The 15,119-nt window shown below is 66.8% G+C and carries 20 protein-coding genes and 3 pseudogenes; 5 read left to right on the top strand and 18 right to left on the bottom strand.

Annotation, left to right across the window (positions count from 1 at the left end; all coding sequences use genetic code 11):
• The first annotated feature begins 410 nt into the window (after nucleotides 1-410).
• Nucleotides 411-850, top strand: a pseudogene (locus tag IPG05_14425) (DUF1348 family protein).
• Nucleotides 851-933: 83 nt separating this feature from the next.
• Here IPG05_14425 and IPG05_14420 read toward each other — a convergent pair.
• Nucleotides 934-1,368, bottom strand: a pseudogene (locus IPG05_14420) (glutathione peroxidase).
• Between the two features lie 680 nt (nucleotides 1,369-2,048).
• Here IPG05_14420 and IPG05_14415 point away from each other — a divergent pair.
• Together IPG05_14415 and IPG05_14410 are read left to right on the top strand one after the other, a co-directional pair.
• The gene (locus IPG05_14415; protein ID MBK6496268.1) at nucleotides 2,049-2,318 is read left to right on the top strand and encodes a hypothetical protein; all 270 of its coding nucleotides are present in this window, start codon (nucleotides 2,049-2,051) and stop codon (nucleotides 2,316-2,318) included.
• A gap of 952 nt (nucleotides 2,319-3,270) precedes the next feature.
• Complete coding sequence (locus IPG05_14410; protein MBK6496267.1) at nucleotides 3,271-3,864, top strand: hypothetical protein; 594 nt, start codon at nucleotides 3,271-3,273, stop codon at nucleotides 3,862-3,864.
• 94 nt (nucleotides 3,865-3,958) lie between these two features.
• Here the strand turns inward: IPG05_14410 and IPG05_14405 are convergent, their stop codons facing one another.
• A complete protein-coding gene (locus IPG05_14405; protein ID MBK6496266.1) occupies nucleotides 3,959-4,408 on the bottom strand; it encodes a hypothetical protein in 450 nt (149 codons plus the stop codon).
• Between the two features lie 114 nt (nucleotides 4,409-4,522).
• On the opposite strand from IPG05_14405, the gene IPG05_14400 reads away from it, so the two are divergent.
• Nucleotides 4,523-4,927, top strand: coding sequence for a VOC family protein (locus IPG05_14400; protein ID MBK6496265.1), 405 nt, complete (start codon nucleotides 4,523-4,525; stop codon nucleotides 4,925-4,927).
• 13 nt (nucleotides 4,928-4,940) lie between these two features.
• On the opposite strand, the pseudogene IPG05_14395 reads toward IPG05_14400, so the two are convergent.
• From IPG05_14395 to IPG05_14320, 16 genes and pseudogenes are all read right to left on the bottom strand, one after another.
• A pseudogene (locus IPG05_14395) lies at nucleotides 4,941-5,304 on the bottom strand (cupin domain-containing protein).
• A gap of 57 nt (nucleotides 5,305-5,361) precedes the next feature.
• The gene (locus IPG05_14390; protein MBK6496264.1) at nucleotides 5,362-5,592 is read right to left on the bottom strand and encodes a hypothetical protein; all 231 of its coding nucleotides are present in this window, start codon (nucleotides 5,590-5,592) and stop codon (nucleotides 5,362-5,364) included.
• On the bottom strand, nucleotides 5,589-5,801 hold the full coding sequence (locus IPG05_14385) for a hypothetical protein (GenBank protein MBK6496263.1): 213 nt from the start codon (nucleotides 5,799-5,801) through the stop codon (nucleotides 5,589-5,591). The genes IPG05_14390 and IPG05_14385 overlap by 4 nt, the downstream gene beginning before the upstream one ends.
• 25 nt (nucleotides 5,802-5,826) lie before the next feature.
• The gene (locus IPG05_14380) at nucleotides 5,827-6,576 is read right to left on the bottom strand and encodes a hypothetical protein (protein ID MBK6496262.1); all 750 of its coding nucleotides are present in this window, start codon (nucleotides 6,574-6,576) and stop codon (nucleotides 5,827-5,829) included.
• Between the two features lie 139 nt (nucleotides 6,577-6,715).
• On the bottom strand, nucleotides 6,716-7,480 hold the full coding sequence (locus tag IPG05_14375) for a TerC family protein (protein MBK6496261.1): 765 nt from the start codon (nucleotides 7,478-7,480) through the stop codon (nucleotides 6,716-6,718).
• A 137-nt stretch (nucleotides 7,481-7,617) separates the two neighbouring features.
• Nucleotides 7,618-8,040, bottom strand: a complete 423-nt coding sequence (locus IPG05_14370; protein MBK6496260.1) for a nuclear transport factor 2 family protein — start codon at nucleotides 8,038-8,040, stop codon at nucleotides 7,618-7,620.
• Between the two features lie 24 nt (nucleotides 8,041-8,064).
• Nucleotides 8,065-8,553 (bottom strand): DUF1579 domain-containing protein, encoded by a 489-nt coding sequence (locus tag IPG05_14365; protein ID MBK6496259.1) that lies wholly within the window; start codon nucleotides 8,551-8,553, stop codon nucleotides 8,065-8,067.
• Nucleotides 8,554-8,648: 95 nt separating this feature from the next.
• Nucleotides 8,649-9,368: a hypothetical protein gene (locus IPG05_14360; GenBank protein ID MBK6496258.1), complete on the bottom strand. Its 720-nt coding sequence runs from the start codon at nucleotides 9,366-9,368 to the stop codon at nucleotides 8,649-8,651.
• A complete protein-coding gene (locus IPG05_14355) occupies nucleotides 9,284-10,603 on the bottom strand; it encodes a hypothetical protein (protein ID MBK6496257.1) in 1,320 nt (439 codons plus the stop codon). Before IPG05_14355 ends, IPG05_14360 begins: the two co-directional genes overlap by 85 nt.
• Nucleotides 10,604-10,846: 243 nt before the next feature.
• Entirely contained in the window at nucleotides 10,847-11,191 is a 345-nt protein-coding gene (locus IPG05_14350) for a hypothetical protein (protein MBK6496256.1), read from the bottom strand.
• Nucleotides 11,192-11,241: 50 nt separating this feature from the next.
• A complete protein-coding gene (locus IPG05_14345; protein MBK6496255.1) occupies nucleotides 11,242-11,511 on the bottom strand; it encodes a hypothetical protein in 270 nt (89 codons plus the stop codon).
• 62 nt (nucleotides 11,512-11,573) lie between these two features.
• A complete protein-coding gene (locus IPG05_14340; GenBank protein ID MBK6496254.1) occupies nucleotides 11,574-12,272 on the bottom strand; it encodes an SRPBCC domain-containing protein in 699 nt (232 codons plus the stop codon).
• A 315-nt stretch (nucleotides 12,273-12,587) separates the two neighbouring features.
• Nucleotides 12,588-12,803, bottom strand: coding sequence for a helix-turn-helix transcriptional regulator (locus IPG05_14335; protein ID MBK6496253.1), 216 nt, complete (start codon nucleotides 12,801-12,803; stop codon nucleotides 12,588-12,590).
• 168 nt (nucleotides 12,804-12,971) lie between these two features.
• A complete protein-coding gene (locus IPG05_14330) occupies nucleotides 12,972-13,232 on the bottom strand; it encodes a hypothetical protein (protein MBK6496252.1) in 261 nt (86 codons plus the stop codon).
• Nucleotides 13,233-13,305: 73 nt separating this feature from the next.
• Complete coding sequence (locus IPG05_14325) at nucleotides 13,306-13,530, bottom strand: hypothetical protein (protein MBK6496251.1); 225 nt, start codon at nucleotides 13,528-13,530, stop codon at nucleotides 13,306-13,308.
• 337 nt (nucleotides 13,531-13,867) lie between these two features.
• Entirely contained in the window at nucleotides 13,868-14,065 is a 198-nt protein-coding gene (locus tag IPG05_14320; protein ID MBK6496250.1) for a hypothetical protein, read from the bottom strand.
• A gap of 672 nt (nucleotides 14,066-14,737) precedes the next feature.
• Here IPG05_14320 and IPG05_14315 point away from each other — a divergent pair.
• On the top strand, nucleotides 14,738-15,119 hold a 382-nt coding region (locus IPG05_14315; protein ID MBK6496249.1), incomplete at its 3' end, for a hypothetical protein.

The following is a 15,119-nucleotide window of genomic DNA, read 5'->3' as shown; positions in this document are numbered from 1 at the left end:
GGGCCACCAGTTCGACATCTTGCCGTTGCTGGTGGCCACCGATGGGGCAGTCACCGCATTCGGCCGTGACATTCGGCGACTACGGCCCAACTTCTGATCAACGGCGTCGAGGGGATGGCCGAGACCACCGAAGGCGCGGAACCTCGAGATCGGCGACGCGATCATCGAACTCGACTTCGTCTCCGCGGACGCTGTCCGATGACGACGGTCGACCCAGACACGATCACCCGGGATCCCGCTGTGCTCTGGGATATCGGACGACGCTTCGAGGGAAGCCCGCGCTCAACGCGGCTGTCGGTCGCGGTGGGAATATCACCGTCGGGGACCCCGTCACCCTTCACCGCAGGAGGTAGCACGCATGCGTCCACCTATCCCCCCTGCCCGATATCGCCTCCGCCACGCTTCAAGGCGTGCGCGCCGCGGAGGACGCCTCGAATCGGCGCGACCCCGGCTATGTCGCGCTCGCCTACACACCGGACAGTCGGTGGCGGAATCGCTCGGAGTTCATCACCGGCCGCGCCGAGATTGAGGCGTTCTTTGACGCGGAAGTGGGCCAAGGAACAGGAGTACCGACTGGATCAAGGAGCGCCGGGCGGTCACCGGGCGATCGCATCGCGGTGCGCTTCGTCTATGAGTGGGGACGCCGATGGCCAGTGGTTCCGCTCGCACGGCAACGAGAACTGGCGCTTCGATGCGGAGGGGCTACATGGCCGAACGGCACGCGAGCATCAATGACGTGCCGATCAGCGAGGCGGAGCGGAAGTTCCGGTGGGAGCAGGGCGTGCGACCGGCTGACCATCCCGGGTTGAGCGAGCTCGACCTGAGCGCCGTCTGGCATGGTGGCGGGTAAAGCTTTCGCCAGGTCGGGGACGATCCGACAGCTGCCCTGAGCGCCTGCTCCACGTCGCCACGCATCGACTCCGGCGTATCGGTCGGCGCATACCGCTTGATCACGGCACCATCTCGCCCGACAAGGAACTTCGTGGAAGTTCCACTTGATCGCCTCGGTGGCGAGAACGTGCCGGGCCGCTCCTCCTTCAGCAGGCGGAACAGCGGGTGCGTGTCATCGCCATTGACGTCGATCTTCGCGAACATCGGGAAGGTCACGTCGTAGCTGGTTGAGCAGAAGGTCGTAATGTCGGCCTCGCTCCCGGGTTCCTGCGCGCCGAACTGGTTGCAGGGAAAGCCGAGGACGGCGAGGCCCTGCGGGCCCAGTGCGCGGTGGAGCGCTTCGAGTCCCGCATACGGGGGCGTGAGGCCGCATTCGCTTGCGGTGTTCACGATCAGCAACACCCTCCCGCGGTACTGGGCGAGCGTCGGTTCGGTGCCGTCGATGGTGCGCACTGGAATGTCGTGGAGGGTGGTCATCCCGCAATATCGAGGAGTGGGGGCCTGCGACCACCCCGCGCACCGATGTGGAACTCTGGTGGTAGAATTCCAGTCAGGAAGAACTCGAACCAGGGGATCTCGATGCGTCGTCCGGCCTGTCTCGCCCTGTTGGTCGCTGCCACCGCGTGCGGCGGTGCCGCTCCTGTTGACCCGGCTCGCCGCCGCCTCCTCCCCCGCCGGGAGAGTGCGACCGGACGTCCGATCTTCACCAGCACCGCAGTGGGGAGCGGCGGTGGCACCATCCGCTATACCAAGGCAGGTGACCCACTCGATGGCTTGTCCATCACGGCAGCCCGCGGGGCGTACACCGGGGCCACGTCGTGGACCCTCGTCGCCGACTCCGCCGCCGTCCCGTCCTTGCCGACCGGGTTTTCTCAGGTCGGGCCGACGCTGCTGATCGGGAACGGGCAGGGATACGCCAGCAGCAACATGACGCTCACGATGCCGATGCAACTGGCCGCGACCGAGACGGTGGCACCCTTCTACTTTGACCCCGCCACCAACACCCTCGAAGGGATTCCGATCGTTGCCGCCACGGAGAACTCCGTGACGCTTGCCACCAAGCATTTCAGCGCCAGCCAGATGGCCATCCCGGGAGCGGCCCCTCGCTCGGCACGGCACCGGCATCGCTCAGGCAAGCATTCGGCGACATCCACATCGTGTGGGTCAAGACCACCACGGCCTCACTGGTCGGCAGCTGGAGCTCCACGTTCCGCCCCGGTGTGGACGACTGGGAGTTCACCAACTATGGCGATTTTGTCGGGCCTGGTGGCGACTGCGAAGGCATGAGCATCACGGCGATGTTTTATCACTATTACTTCCATCCCACCGCCGCGGGGAAGGGGCTGTATCACCAGTTCGACACCACCCTGGTGAATCAATGGGACAACATCCGGGGATCTCCGCTTCGCGGGTGGTGTTCAGGGTGACTACGAGGAGATCTGGGATTCCGGCGTCCGCCAACTGTACACGCTCATCGAGCAGGAATCGCGGCCGGGATCCAGACGAAATTTCTGACCTCCACCTGGATTCTCCTCACCCTCAAGCTGACCCAGCAACCGGTCTTGATGGCCTTGCAGGGCATGAGCGGCGGGCACCGGGTCGTGGCCTATGCCGCAACCTTCGACGGCACAAAGACGGTGGTGTCGTTCGCCGATCCGAATGACCCTGGCGTCGCCAGGACCATGAACTTCGTCTCGGGCGTCGCGACGCCGGTCTCAATGCAGCAGAATGTCAGCAGCCCGGCGACGGCCTACGGAAGGTCTGGGCCCTCGGCGTCACGGCGGAAGTCCCGCTTCGGCAAATCAATGCTCGGTGGCAAGAGTTTGTCGCGCGAACCTCAAGCAGGGACCGCTATCCCGCGACGTACCAGTTGGAGGATTCGCTCACCGTGGATCAGAGCTGGGCGCGCGTGGTGCCAGGTGACACGGTCTGGACCGGACAAGGACTCACCGTGCGCTTCATGTGCAGCGCGTGTACGGTGCGCGCTGTGGCCGGCACCGACCAGCAATTCGTCTACTTCTGGGAGGAGGACGGTAGCAGGCCAGTCTCCTCGCTTAACATTCCCGACGGCTTCTCCACCTACTTGATGGTGTTCAAGGCGCTCTCGCCGTATCCCGCGAGCGACCCCGGGCAGCTCGGTTTCGTCGACGTCCAGAAGATGACGGTCGGATATCACGTGCTGACCGTCACGGCGCCCGCTGGAATCACCGGGGCCGTTCCCGCCAAGCTGACGGCTCACCCAGGCGTCCTGGCCAGGCGCAGTCGATCTATGTCTGGCGGTTCAACGATGGGACCACCCCCGCCGACGGTGACGGTCACCGGCGATAGCACGGTGACGCATGCCTTCCCGTTGGTGGGCCCTATACGGTGTCTGTCACCATGCGTGACCCGCTCCGCGCACCAGCCGCGACCGGCTTCGGGCCGGCCACCGTGCCGGTCACGGCGGCGCCCACCAACTTCGCCTGGCGGTTCACGTCGGCCACGCTGGTCTCGTCGCAGTTGCCGCCTGGTGGCATCGGCAGCGAGAAGTCCGACACGACGATCTTCAACCTGTTCAACGGCTGGAGCCAGAGTCTCACGAGCACGCCACAGAACTCGTTGCTCTTCCTGTACAACGTTCCCAGTCCGACATGTCGCGCGCTCTATCTGGAGCAGTTCCCTCCAGGACAATATGCCCCCGTCCTCGATTCCTCCTTCTCGGGTGTGCTCAAGGCATTCCTCGGCTCCGACTGTCCGCCAGACCCCTCGTACATTTGGTCGTTGACGATGGGGACGCTGGGGAGCGGGACGCTGATCGCCTCGGCCGTGAACATTCCGCAGCCGGATGAGATTTCGCTCCCAGGTGGTTCACTGAATGCCACGATGTCAGGGCTCACGCTCACCGGCACGCTGATCTGGCCCGTGCGATACAGCAGTGGCCTTGCATACCACACCTTCAGTTTCCAGGCGACGCGGGTGTTGCCCCCTCCGTAAGGCGGATGCGCGCTCGGGGCCAAGGTGTGCTCCAGTGCGCTTCAGGCTCGTGTCTTCTCCGCCATCTCCGGCTCGATTCCGGCGCGCCCCTCCCTCAGTCGTCCGGCCACACACGCTGCCCGGGCTTGGGTGCACCAAAGCTGAATTGCATGGTGGTCCAGCCCGGCACGGCGCACGCCTGGTACATGGTCGGCATGAAGGAGAATCCGCGACTGAACTTCCTGAGTTGCCGCACAAAGCCGGAGTCGGAAATCCCGGTGACGTCGATACTATCGACTACCCCACGTCGGTCGACATGCATTCTCATCACGATCGGCGCATTGACATACTGCTTCGGTGGTTTCACGTCGATCAGGACCATACGACGCGGGGTAGGTTCCCAGTACACGCCGCGTGTGGTGTCGCCGGCGGGTGGAAGGAAGATCTCGGTACACTCCGCCTCTGGCCGACGCGGCGGTCGTTCGCCCTTTTGCACGACCAATTGCCCTGATGCGGGAGTGGCCACAGTGAGCAACGCCGCCAGGGCGAGAAGAAGCCGAGTCATCTGGTACTCCGAGGGTGGTGCCTACAATCCTGGCTGCAGGGGTCGGTCGCGCGCCACTGCGCGCGCGGCCCGATTATCATTGCCTCCTTCTCCAAACCCTTTCCCGAGACTGTCATGACCGCTCCTGCGCTGAACGCGACCAACCTGGGCTGCTCCATCACCTGCACCGACCTCGCGGCCTCGATCCGCTTCTACCGCGATGCCATCGGGTTCGCCGTGGCGCAGCAATTCGAGAACGAGGGGAAGGTCGTCGCCGCCGTGATCGTCGCCGGCAACTGCCAGTTCGTCCTCAACCAGGACGACGGCAAGCTCGGCTGGGACCGGATCAAAGGGCAGGGCTGCTACCTGCAGATCAACGTCCCAACCTACGCCGACGTCGACAGCACCGCCGAGCGGATCAAGGCCAACGGCGGAACGCTGCTGAGCGAGCCGGCCGATCGCCCGTGGGGCGCGCGGATGTTCCAGTTCAAGGATCTCGACGGCTTCAAGCTTGGGGTGTCGACGCCGCTGGTGGCGTAGGCCCGACGGACCGCTAGAGCCGAACGCCCTGGGGTGCGGTGAACGTCGGATCCTCGACGTTCCCCGTGTTCCGGGTCGCGGCGGGCTCGAAGATCAGCACCTCGACCTCCTCGTCCGCGACCGTGCGGTGTTCCACGCCGCGCGGTACCACGAGGAACTCGCCGGGACCGAGCTCCACCACGCTGTTCCGGAACTCGACCTGGAAATGGCCGCGCACGCCGAGGAAGAGCTCGTCCTCGTGGTCGTGCTGGTGCCACACGAACGTTCCCTTGAACTTCGCGAGCTTGACCTCCTGCCCGTTCAGTTCGCCGACGACCTTGGGGCGCCAATGCTCCGTGATCAGGGGCGAACTTCTCGGCGAGGTTGACCTTGTCCATCGTCCCTCCCAGATGCGCGCGTGGCGCTCGGCCTGCGGTGGTCGTCCCAACCTCCGCTCAGAACCAGCGACGCACCCGCGCGCGATACGCCCGGTAGTCCTCGCCGAAGAGTCGCTCCGAGATAGCGCTCCTCGCGATGGACCACCCCCCACCCTGCATCACCGCCAGCACCACCGGAAAGGCAAGCAGCGGCCAGACGCTGTTCCGCCAACACGCGATGCCGAGATAGCAGAGCGTGAAGCCGACGTACATCGGGTTCCGCGAGAAGCGATACGGCCCGACGGTCACCAGCGCCTTGGTGGGCTTCCAGGGCTCGGATGGGTGCGTGCCTTCCGAAAGGCGAGCACGGCCGGGAGTGCAATGAAGCCGAGGAGTACCAGCACGAGCGCGCCCGGCATCGTGGCGCGTCCGGCGACGAGCGGCCACGGCGACCAGCGGTCGAGCAGCAGGCCCGCCAGCAGCGGGACGCCGTAGATGAGCGGCGGCGGGGCGATCACGCCGGCGGTCTTGGGGCGCGGCGCGTCAGGCAGCTGACTTCGCCTTCTTCACCAGCTCGCCGAACATGGAGGACTGAAGCGAGCCGTCGTCATTGATGTCGAGTTCCATCGCCCCCTCCTCACCGATCAGGGTGATCACGACCTTCCCGCCGCCTGTCCAGCACTCCCCGCTCTGGTTCTCCCCCATCAGCGACAGGGTGACCTTGCCCGCCCGAAACGTCATCTGCACCGGGATGGAGCCGGAGGCGGCATAGCGCCCCTCGATCTTGCCGGTGCAGCTCACCAGGCCCGGGCGCGGCGGCGTCCCGGCCTTTGCCACGACTTTGGGTGGGGCCTCGCTGACGAAACGGATCTGCTCAGGCTTGGCCCAGACCATCATGTTCCCCGGCAGTGTCACCTGGTACTCCGTCCCGGCCACGGTGAGGACCTTGCTGTCGATCCACCGTCCGTCACGCAGGACCGTGATCAGGTCGCCCACTTCGAAAATTCCATTGGCACGATCGTACCGCGTGGATGGCCCGCGTCGGCGCAGCTGCGTGGGGTAGGTGCGGAAGGTTCGTGGCCCGTTGATGATCTGGACATCGAACTGGTGTCCCTCGACGCCGCGCACGATCGCCAGGACCATGCCCTGACCAGTGCCCACGCTAACGGTGTCACCGACCTTGATGCCGATGCCCTCCTGTGCCTGGGCACTCATGGCGTTGGGCCGGAGGGAGGGGACGAGGATGAGGAGGGTGGCGGTGCCGACGAGGGAGCCGAGGCGGGAGATGGTCATGGCAATCCTTCCCTGAGCGAGTGGCGTCGGGAGCGATCCTGCCCAACGTCGGACCGATGAGTATCCGCCCAACTCCCGCGGAGGGCAAGATCAGGGCGCTACGGCGGCAGGGTGTCGGGCGTTCGCGTCCCGGAGGACATCAGTCGTTCGACGCGCCGGTGGGCGGTGCCACGTACGGCGAGTGGAGTTTGACGGGGGGTCCCTTGGGGCGGCGCATCCTGAGATTCAGGAGCTCCACCATGACCGAGAATGCCATGGCGAAGTAGATGTAGCCCTTCGGGAAATGCTGACCCAGACCTTCCGCGACGAGCGTCACGCCGATGAGGAGCAGGAAGCTCAGCGCCAGCATCTTGACCGTGGGATGCCGGTCCACAAAGCCGCTGATCGCGTCCGCGAAGAAGATCATGAACGAAATGGCAATCACCACCGCCGTGATCATGATGCTGAGGTCGTCGACCATGCCGACCGCGGTGATGACGGAGTCGAGTGAGAAGACGACGTCGAGCAGCATGATCTGGATCAGCACGCCACCGAAGGAGGGCGCGACCCGAGCAGACATGGCGCCTTCATCGCCTTCCAGCTTGTTGTGGATCTCGTGCGTGCTCTTCGCGAGCAGGAAGAGACCGCCCGCGATCAGGATCAGGTCCCGTCCGGAGATGCCCTTCGACGCAATCGTGAAGAGCGGGGCCGTCAGCTTGATGATCCACGCCAGCGAAAAGAGCAGCGCGACCCGCGAAATGACGGCGAGCAGGAGGCCGGGGCGCCGCGCCTTCGATTGCTGGCTCGCCGGCAACTTGGACGCGAGGATGCTGATGAAGACCAGATTGTCGATCCCCAGCACCACCTCAAGCGCCGTCAGGGTCCCGAGTGCGATCCATGCCTGTGGGTCAGTCAGCCATTCCATTCGCTCCACTCCCCGTTGCGCCGCGCCTCACTTGGCCTTCACGCCGCGGCAGCGGGTGTGGCCATCGATCACTGCAAAGTAGTGGTGCATGATGGCATCGTCGCGCGGTGACCGACGTCAGCGCCGGGACGGGGCTGTTACGGCGCCTTTCCGTCCAGCACCCATGCGCGGCGGATCAACCCGCCCTGCACGAGGTACATCCAGGTTGCCTGTGTCCGTTCCGGCGGCCCGCCCGTGAAGTGCTCCTGGTCGATAACCAGGTTGCCCTCGACGATCCTCGGCTGCACCGTGATGCGCCAACCGGGCGGCATGGGCGGCAGCGACCGGGCGTAGCGGGCGCGGATGCTGTCGCGCCCCTGCGCGATGATCTGCCCACCCGGAAAGCGTTCGAAGATGGCGTCCGGCGCGACCAGCAGTGCCATCGCGTTGGCGTCGCGCGCATTCGCCGCATCGACGAAGCGCTGCACCACGACCGCGGGCGCCGGTGGCGCGGCTTCCTGGGCCGACGCGCTGCCCGCAAAGGCAAGAAGAAGCGCGGTGGTGCTGAACAGGGATTTCATTCCGCCTCGCATGGCTCAGGGTGATCAGCTGCGCCGGACAAACTCCATTTCCCAATTGACTTCCCAGGTGACGCCGCCGTCGACCGAGAAGGCCTGATCCCAACGGGGATGGCCCTCGGGTGAGATGCGCCAGCTGAAGCGGATTCGAACAGGCACACCGTTGAGCGAATCCTCCGCGAAGAACAGGCCCACGCCATCGGAAAAGCGACCAACCACCGGCGTGTCGAGTGCCCCCGGGAAACGTCCATCGAGCCACCAGATCGACCAGGTGCCCGCGGCCACGTCGTAGGACCGGAGCGCCACCGCGCGGTAGCTCCCCGTCGGGAGGAAGAGCTGATTGTCCTCGACATTGCCGAAGCCCCCGAGCGTCTTCCGCGTCGACGACAATCCGTCGAAGGTCTCCCACTCGGTGCATCCGGCCAGGCGCGCCTTGAGGCGGCGATGATGGACGCGCCAATCGCCGATGACGAAGTCGAAGTCGGAAGGCGCGGCAGGGTCGAGCGTTAGCGACATGGGGCTCCCGGGAGGGGCAGGGCGTGGGCGGAGTGCCGCCGAAGCCCGCGCGTGACGCTGGAATTCTAACGCGCGCGGGCCACGGCGTGGCCCCACTACATCGTGGAGGCCAATCGCTCCGACAGGACGTCCATCTTGGTCCCCACCTGATGGAGCAGCTGCGCCCCGGGCGCGCCCCGCTGCTGCAGCAGGCCGTACCAGAGGTGCCACGGGCCGACCCCCTCGCGGCGGCGGACGTCCGCCGCTGCCGTGGCGGTCGCGATCGCCGCCTCGGCGCCGGCATCAAGCTGCAACCCCGCTCCCTGAAGCGGATCGACATCAGGCAGGAGCCTCGTGCCGATCAATGCGCGCAGCTGGGGCATCTCCGCGCCGGTGCCGTGGAGGAATGAGAGGAAGGCACCATCGCGGAGGCGGAGGACACCGACGAGCAGGTGCTCGGTGGTGATCGCTGGCTGCGCCTGCCGCGCCGCATCGTCCGCGGCCAGTTGCAGCACACGGACCGCCATCTCGTTCATCGGCGGCGGCGCGTGCCTGGTGGCATCGATCTCGGCCAGGATCTCCTCGACGGTGCCTGCGCCGCAGATGGCCAGGAGCTGGCGCACGTCGTCGGATGACGGGTCGTGGAAGTACTGGACGTGTCCGCGGGCCGTGGCGCGCGCCGAGCCGTGCCCCGGCCAGTCGTGATCGAGGTCGGCACCGCGACGCACGAGAAACTCGGCGAGCGGCACCATCAGGTTCCCCACCGCCTCGCGGAGCAGCGGCCACTGGAACGGCGAATGGTCGATCGGGAATCCGGCGGCGAGCAGCGCATCCATCGCCGCCCACCGCTGGTTCCATCCGGCGATCTGGAACGCCTCGTACATGATCTCGAGGTCGTCCGCGTCGTGGTGGGGAGGAGGTGGCCCTGGTGCAGTCCCATCGCCACCGGATCAGGGCGATTGAGCCGTCCCTCCGGGGTGAGCCGCCCCTTCCCGGCGATGAAGCGCTTCACGCCGGCGACGTCGCCGAGGCCGGCGGCGATCCAGAGGGCGCGCCGTGGCGTGACCCGTGGGGCGATGACATCGACCGCCGCTGGGTTTCGGAAGCGGGCGATCGCATGCTCGACGATCGGGATGCCGGTGGGCGGCAGCCAGTCGGGATCGGCGCCGCGGTCGAGGCACCACTGCACCGTCTCGGCGAGGAGGCCGTCACGTGTCCGCGCCCCGTCCTGCGGCCAGCCGAGGAGCAGCTCGCTGAGTTCCTGCTGAATGTCCATGCCGCGCGCCGCGAGCAGGTCGGTGACCCGGCGCGCGTCGGGGGTCGTCGCGTCGCGCTCGGCGCGGAGTGCCATCGTCCCCAGGGTGTTGCGCCACTCGCGATCGGTCCGCGACGGCGTGAGCAGCTCCGGGTGCGCGTCGAGGATCGCCGAGAGGGCGTCGACATCGTGCGCCTGGATCGCGGTGCCGGCGCGCGCTCGCGGGCCACTCCCTCGATCCCACACGTCCTTGTCGTTGCGCCGCCGCGAGTCGTCGCCACGTGCGATCAACTCCTCCCAGCTCGCCCGACGATAGCGCCGCGCGACAACGAGCCGTGCTTCGTCGAGGGTGATGGGCACCGCGAGAATCTCGGCGAGTGGTCGCGCGAAGAAGCGCGGGACGAAGTGGGCGAGCTCCCGCGCCACAATGACATCGCCGTGCTCGTGCCGCTTCACCACGTTCTTGGCCAGCGCCTCAAAGCGTGCGAGGCCGTCGTCGGCGACGTTGAATCGCGGGGCATGGCGGTGCCGCTCGAGCACCTCGAAGTACTCGACCATCCTCGGCCAACTGGTGAAGCCGTACTCACGCGCAATCACGTGCTGCACGTCGGCCAACTGGAGCGTCTCAACGCCGGTGTCGCGCAGTGCGGCGGGGTGCGCCGTCTGCACGCGACGCAATGCGTCGGGGTCGCCGGCGTGCAACTGCTTGAGGAGCGCCTTGGCCTGCTTGCGCTCGTAGTCGAGATGGGGAGTGGCGGGGAGCGGACGGGCATTGCGCGCGATCGGATCGGCGCGCCTGGGGCTGGTGCCGGACATGGGATCTCCTTTCGTGGTGACCCGTGTCCGCCAGGTGGGTCCGAAAAGAGGATGAGTTGTCGGGGTGCTGCGGGACTACGACGACATCGGAGGGGACCATCCCTTCCCGCGGACCGGAGGCGCTCCGACCAGCGCCTGACCCAGGCTACCATGCGGTTCGGGAACACGGAAGCGAAGGGCCGGGGATGTGCCGGAGCGATTAAAGACGTTTTCGACTGGACACCGCGTAGTTCTTGCCCGCAATCAGGGTTGCGCGGGCGTGCCGTCCGACCAGTTCGCCGCCCCGATGAGGAACACCACGATCGGGGGCAGCCCCTGCATTGCCGATGCATCAGTCGACGAGAAGAACCAGTAGGGAGCCGCCATGAGCGGCGAGTCTGCCGCATTCGAACCCCAATCCGTCGCGTCCACGCCCGCGGTGAAGAACATGACATGCGGCGCGTTGTGGGTGCCCTCATCGGTCAGATAGGCCGATCGCGACATCATGTAGGACATCGCGCCGCCTTGCAGCTCCGGCACCTCGCCGTTGGTGAACGCGGCCTTGACCGCCGTCAGGATCTCGGCCTTGGACTTCCCGGCCATCAGCATTCTGCTTCGCAAGAGCACCACGGGGAGAATCGTGCGGGCCGCCTGACGGTTCATGCAGTCGGCAGCGCACCTTCGGGTTCCAGAATTCCGGCCAGTCGAATGCCGCCATCCAGCTCCGTGCCACCATGCAGACAAAGCCGTTCGTCCCTTCGACCGCCGTCCGGTACCTGCGGGCCCAGCACCAGGATCGTCGCATCGCGCGCAACCGAATTCGGCGCGGCACTGCGCGCCAATTCGATCTCGGCGCGCTCGTCCATTTGGTACTCTCCGATTGCCGCCATGCGCGGGTACTTCTCCGCTTGTGCCGCGACCTGCGCCACGGCACCGCCACTCACGAGGGCCAGGAGCCAGCGCGCGTGCGGACGCGCAATGCAGGAGCCCCTCATGGCGTGGCGTCGTCCATGACGGCCGGCATCGGGAAGCGTTCCTGCATCCACGCCTGCCACAGCGGTGTGTGGCGGGTAACGTTCTCGGCTGCCTGCTCACCGTACATGTAGAACGTCAAGGTCGCCATGACCATGCTGCCGAACTTGATGGTGCCGAACGCAGCGGTGCCGGGCCCCGGCGTGTCGAGCCGCATCAGGGCACCGCACGGACTGTCGCTGATGTACCCACCACGCCGCCAAGCGCAGGCACACCCGCCTGTGCGGCGCAACGATCCCCCACGCGCGCCGTGCAGCCCGAGTGCCGCGGTCAGTGTCTCCACGCCTCTGCGGCCGTGCCCGGCACCGGGGACATGATCTGCATGATCGCCGAGCGCTGTCCGCGGAAGTGCGTGAGATAGAGCGCAGGACGCGGGCGATGCCCGGCCACCCTCTTCGGCACCAGTCAGCTGCGCGTCCCAATCGTCCGTGCTGGAGAAGAGGCTCCGTACCACGCGCACGACGCAGATGCCGCCGGCGCGCGCCTCGACGCTGAACTCGGTCGCGATCGGCGGGAACCGGGGCCCAGCCAGCTCCTCGCGGGCGAACAGCCTCGGCGGATCCCACGCCGTCACCACCGAGCGCGAATCCATCGCGGGACCGAAGTCCAACGTCACCGCGACCGGCTTGCCGCCTTCCTCCTCGAACTGTGCCGGCACGAACCACGCAGAAATGCCCGTCGTGATACTTCGCGACGAGCGTCGCGATCGCTTCGGTGAGCTCTGCTGAACGCGGCACGGTCAGACGCCGACCGGAAGACCACGTCGGTCTCGACCGCGAGCGTCGCCAAGCGCTTCCTCGCTTTTCCGCCCGACCCACGAGGTCGGCCACTTCGCGGATGATCCGGGCGCCCAGGGCAATGAGGTAGCGCGCCGAGAGCCGATCGACTTGCCGCTCCGGATTCACGGCAATCGGCCCCACGCCTTCGGCGACACGACGTACGAGGCGGCCGTCGCGACGACCAGCCGCTCCGGTCAGCCCGCCCCATTTCCGCTCCTCAGCCAACCGCACCAACCCGTGGGCCTCAAGCGCAGCAGGTGGTAGTTGACCTTCTGGCGACCTAAGCCGACCCGGGTGGCCAGCGTCGCCGCCGAGGCGGGGACGGCCAATTCGGAGAGCAGCCGGCTGCGGATCGGCTCAAGGGCGGACGTCGCCGCGGCCGGATCGTCGATGACTTGGAGGTCAAGCATGGAGAGATTCTACCTTTGACAGATTTTCTTGTCAAGGGGGCGCAAGCCACCTGCCGCCGTCCTTCCGGTCGATGGGCCTGGGCGCCGCCCGATCAGGAACCACTTCTCCTGACGGGGGCCGGAAGAAGTGCCAGCCCTCATCGTCGAGCCAGGCATCGTCTTCGAACATCACGAAGAGCTGCTCCCATTCCACTCCGGGATCGCGGTCTTGGTATTGAGCTCGATCGAGATGCAGGAGCCTCCGGAGTCGCTTGCCATCGGCGCCCGGACGCGCCCCGATCGGAAGTCGATGCTCGCGCCGAGGCCGTGGCCCTGCAGCCCGATCGGATGCGAATAGATCATCGCCTCGATCCTGCGCTCCTTCATCTCCTGCATGGTGGCCCGATACACCTCGCCGGCGGAACGGTCGGGACGCGAGTGGCGTTGCATGAGAGCATCCTGCAGGATGTTCGTGTTCCGCATCGCGGCCTTGAGCCCCGCCGGGGCGTCGGTCTGCCCGGCTTCAGGACGTAGGCCATCTCTGCCAGTCGGTGTCGAAGCCCATGCAGGTGATCCCGAAATCGATGTGCACCACATCACCGGGGAGAATCACCGTCTTCTCCGGCGCCACGGCGAGGAAGCCGCGCGAGAGTGGCAATCCGCCGCCTTGCCGCTGGACACGCAGGTCCGGCTGGAACCGGGTCCGCACGCCGTGCGCGCCCAGCGCGTCGTGCAGCCAGTTGCGCACGTCGCCGACCGTGGTGACACCGGGCTTTGATCACCTCGTTGGAGAGGGCGCGCTCGACGATCCGCGCCGTCACCGCCACCGCCGCAGTGTAGTGCGGCTTCTCCGCTCAAGACGCGTGCGAGGAGCTCCTCGATCAACGGCGCGGCACTGACGAAGCGGGCACGGTGCTGTCGCCGAGCACGCCGACGAGCCAGGTGTAGGCGTCGTGGGTGAGGGCGCGAGCCTGCCCGCGTGATCCGCCGATCTCCAGGCCGATCGTGGCAGGGGCGTGCTCGGCATAGACTCACGCAGCACGACCGCCGCGGGCCGGGGTTCGGACGTGCTCCGAACCAGCGCGTCAGGTTGTCCTCGGAATAGCCGGTGAGCGCCACGCGCCGAAGCCCTTTTGCTCCGGCGTCCACGAAGACGAAGACGTCGCGGTTGCCGGTGTAGGGGCGCGGCGGGCAATCGCATGCACCACCGGGTTGTCGTCGAACTCCTCGTTCACCACGATCCGCATCCCGATGCCATGCCGGCGCATCATCGGCAGCAGCATCGCGTGCCGGGCATCGAGCCACGACTCGCGGACGCGAATCTGTTGGGACCAGGAGTAGCCCGGTGGGTCCTGCCGATGCCCGGGCGGCGGGCGCCACGAGCGGGAAGAGCGCCAGCAGCGCAGCGAGGCGCATGGGAGCCGCCAGCAGCTTTCGCATGGGACTCCTGAGAGGTGAGGGGTCCGGACCTGCCTCGTCCGGCGCTGCGATCGCGGTGGCCTGTCTGCGCCCGCGACCAGCGCCCGCTAACATAAGGAATGCCAACACACTACCACGATGCCGAGCCCGGCGCACGCGGGCCGGCGGCATGGTGGCGCTGCATCCTGTGGCGACCGAGGGCATTGGATTCCCGCTGTCCCAGCGAGGAACATCCGCCACCTCAATCCCCATAGGGCCTTCCATGGTGCACCAAGTTCGAGTCATCGGCGCCGGCGTGATCGACGATTGCGCACGGACGGTGCATTGGCACCCTGACCACGCTCACCGCCGTCTCAGACCCTGATCCGGCTGTCGCCGCCGTTCTCCGCTGTGGGCGGCGCGGTCCCCGTGACCACCCCGGAGGCCTTCCGGGAGCAAACTGCGCGATGGGGTGATCATCTCTCCCCCGGTGCATTCCCATCGAGGCCGCCTGCGTTGAGTCTTCAGCCGCAATGCACGTGCTCTGCGAAAAGCCGATGTCCAATACCGTGGACGGATGCCAGCGCATGGTGGCGGCGGCCGTGGCCGCGGACCGCGTGCTGGCGGTGGGCTTCAATCAGCGATTCCTCCCCTCGATGCAGTACATCCGCGGCATCATGGCCGCCGGCACCCTCGGGGAGATCGACCACATCCGACTCTTCGGTGGGCACGACGGTCTGGCCAACTTCCGCGCCGAGTGGCAGTACCGCATGCCGGAATCGGGCGGCGGTGCGACGATGGACATCGGCATCCACATGGCTGACTTTGGTCGCTTCTTCCTCGGCGATATCACCGAGGTGTACGGCAGCGCGTCGGGGCGGGTCTGGCAGCTGCCCGGCTCGGAAGACAACGCGATCGCCATCTTCCATAATCAGGCGG

It is taken from the genome of Gemmatimonadota bacterium (assembly GCA_016704275.1).
Taxonomy (GTDB): Bacteria; Gemmatimonadota; Gemmatimonadetes; order Gemmatimonadales; family GWC2-71-9; genus Palsa-1233.
Note: the sequence above shows the minus strand (reverse complement) of the source record. Positions and strands in the feature narration are given on the sequence as shown.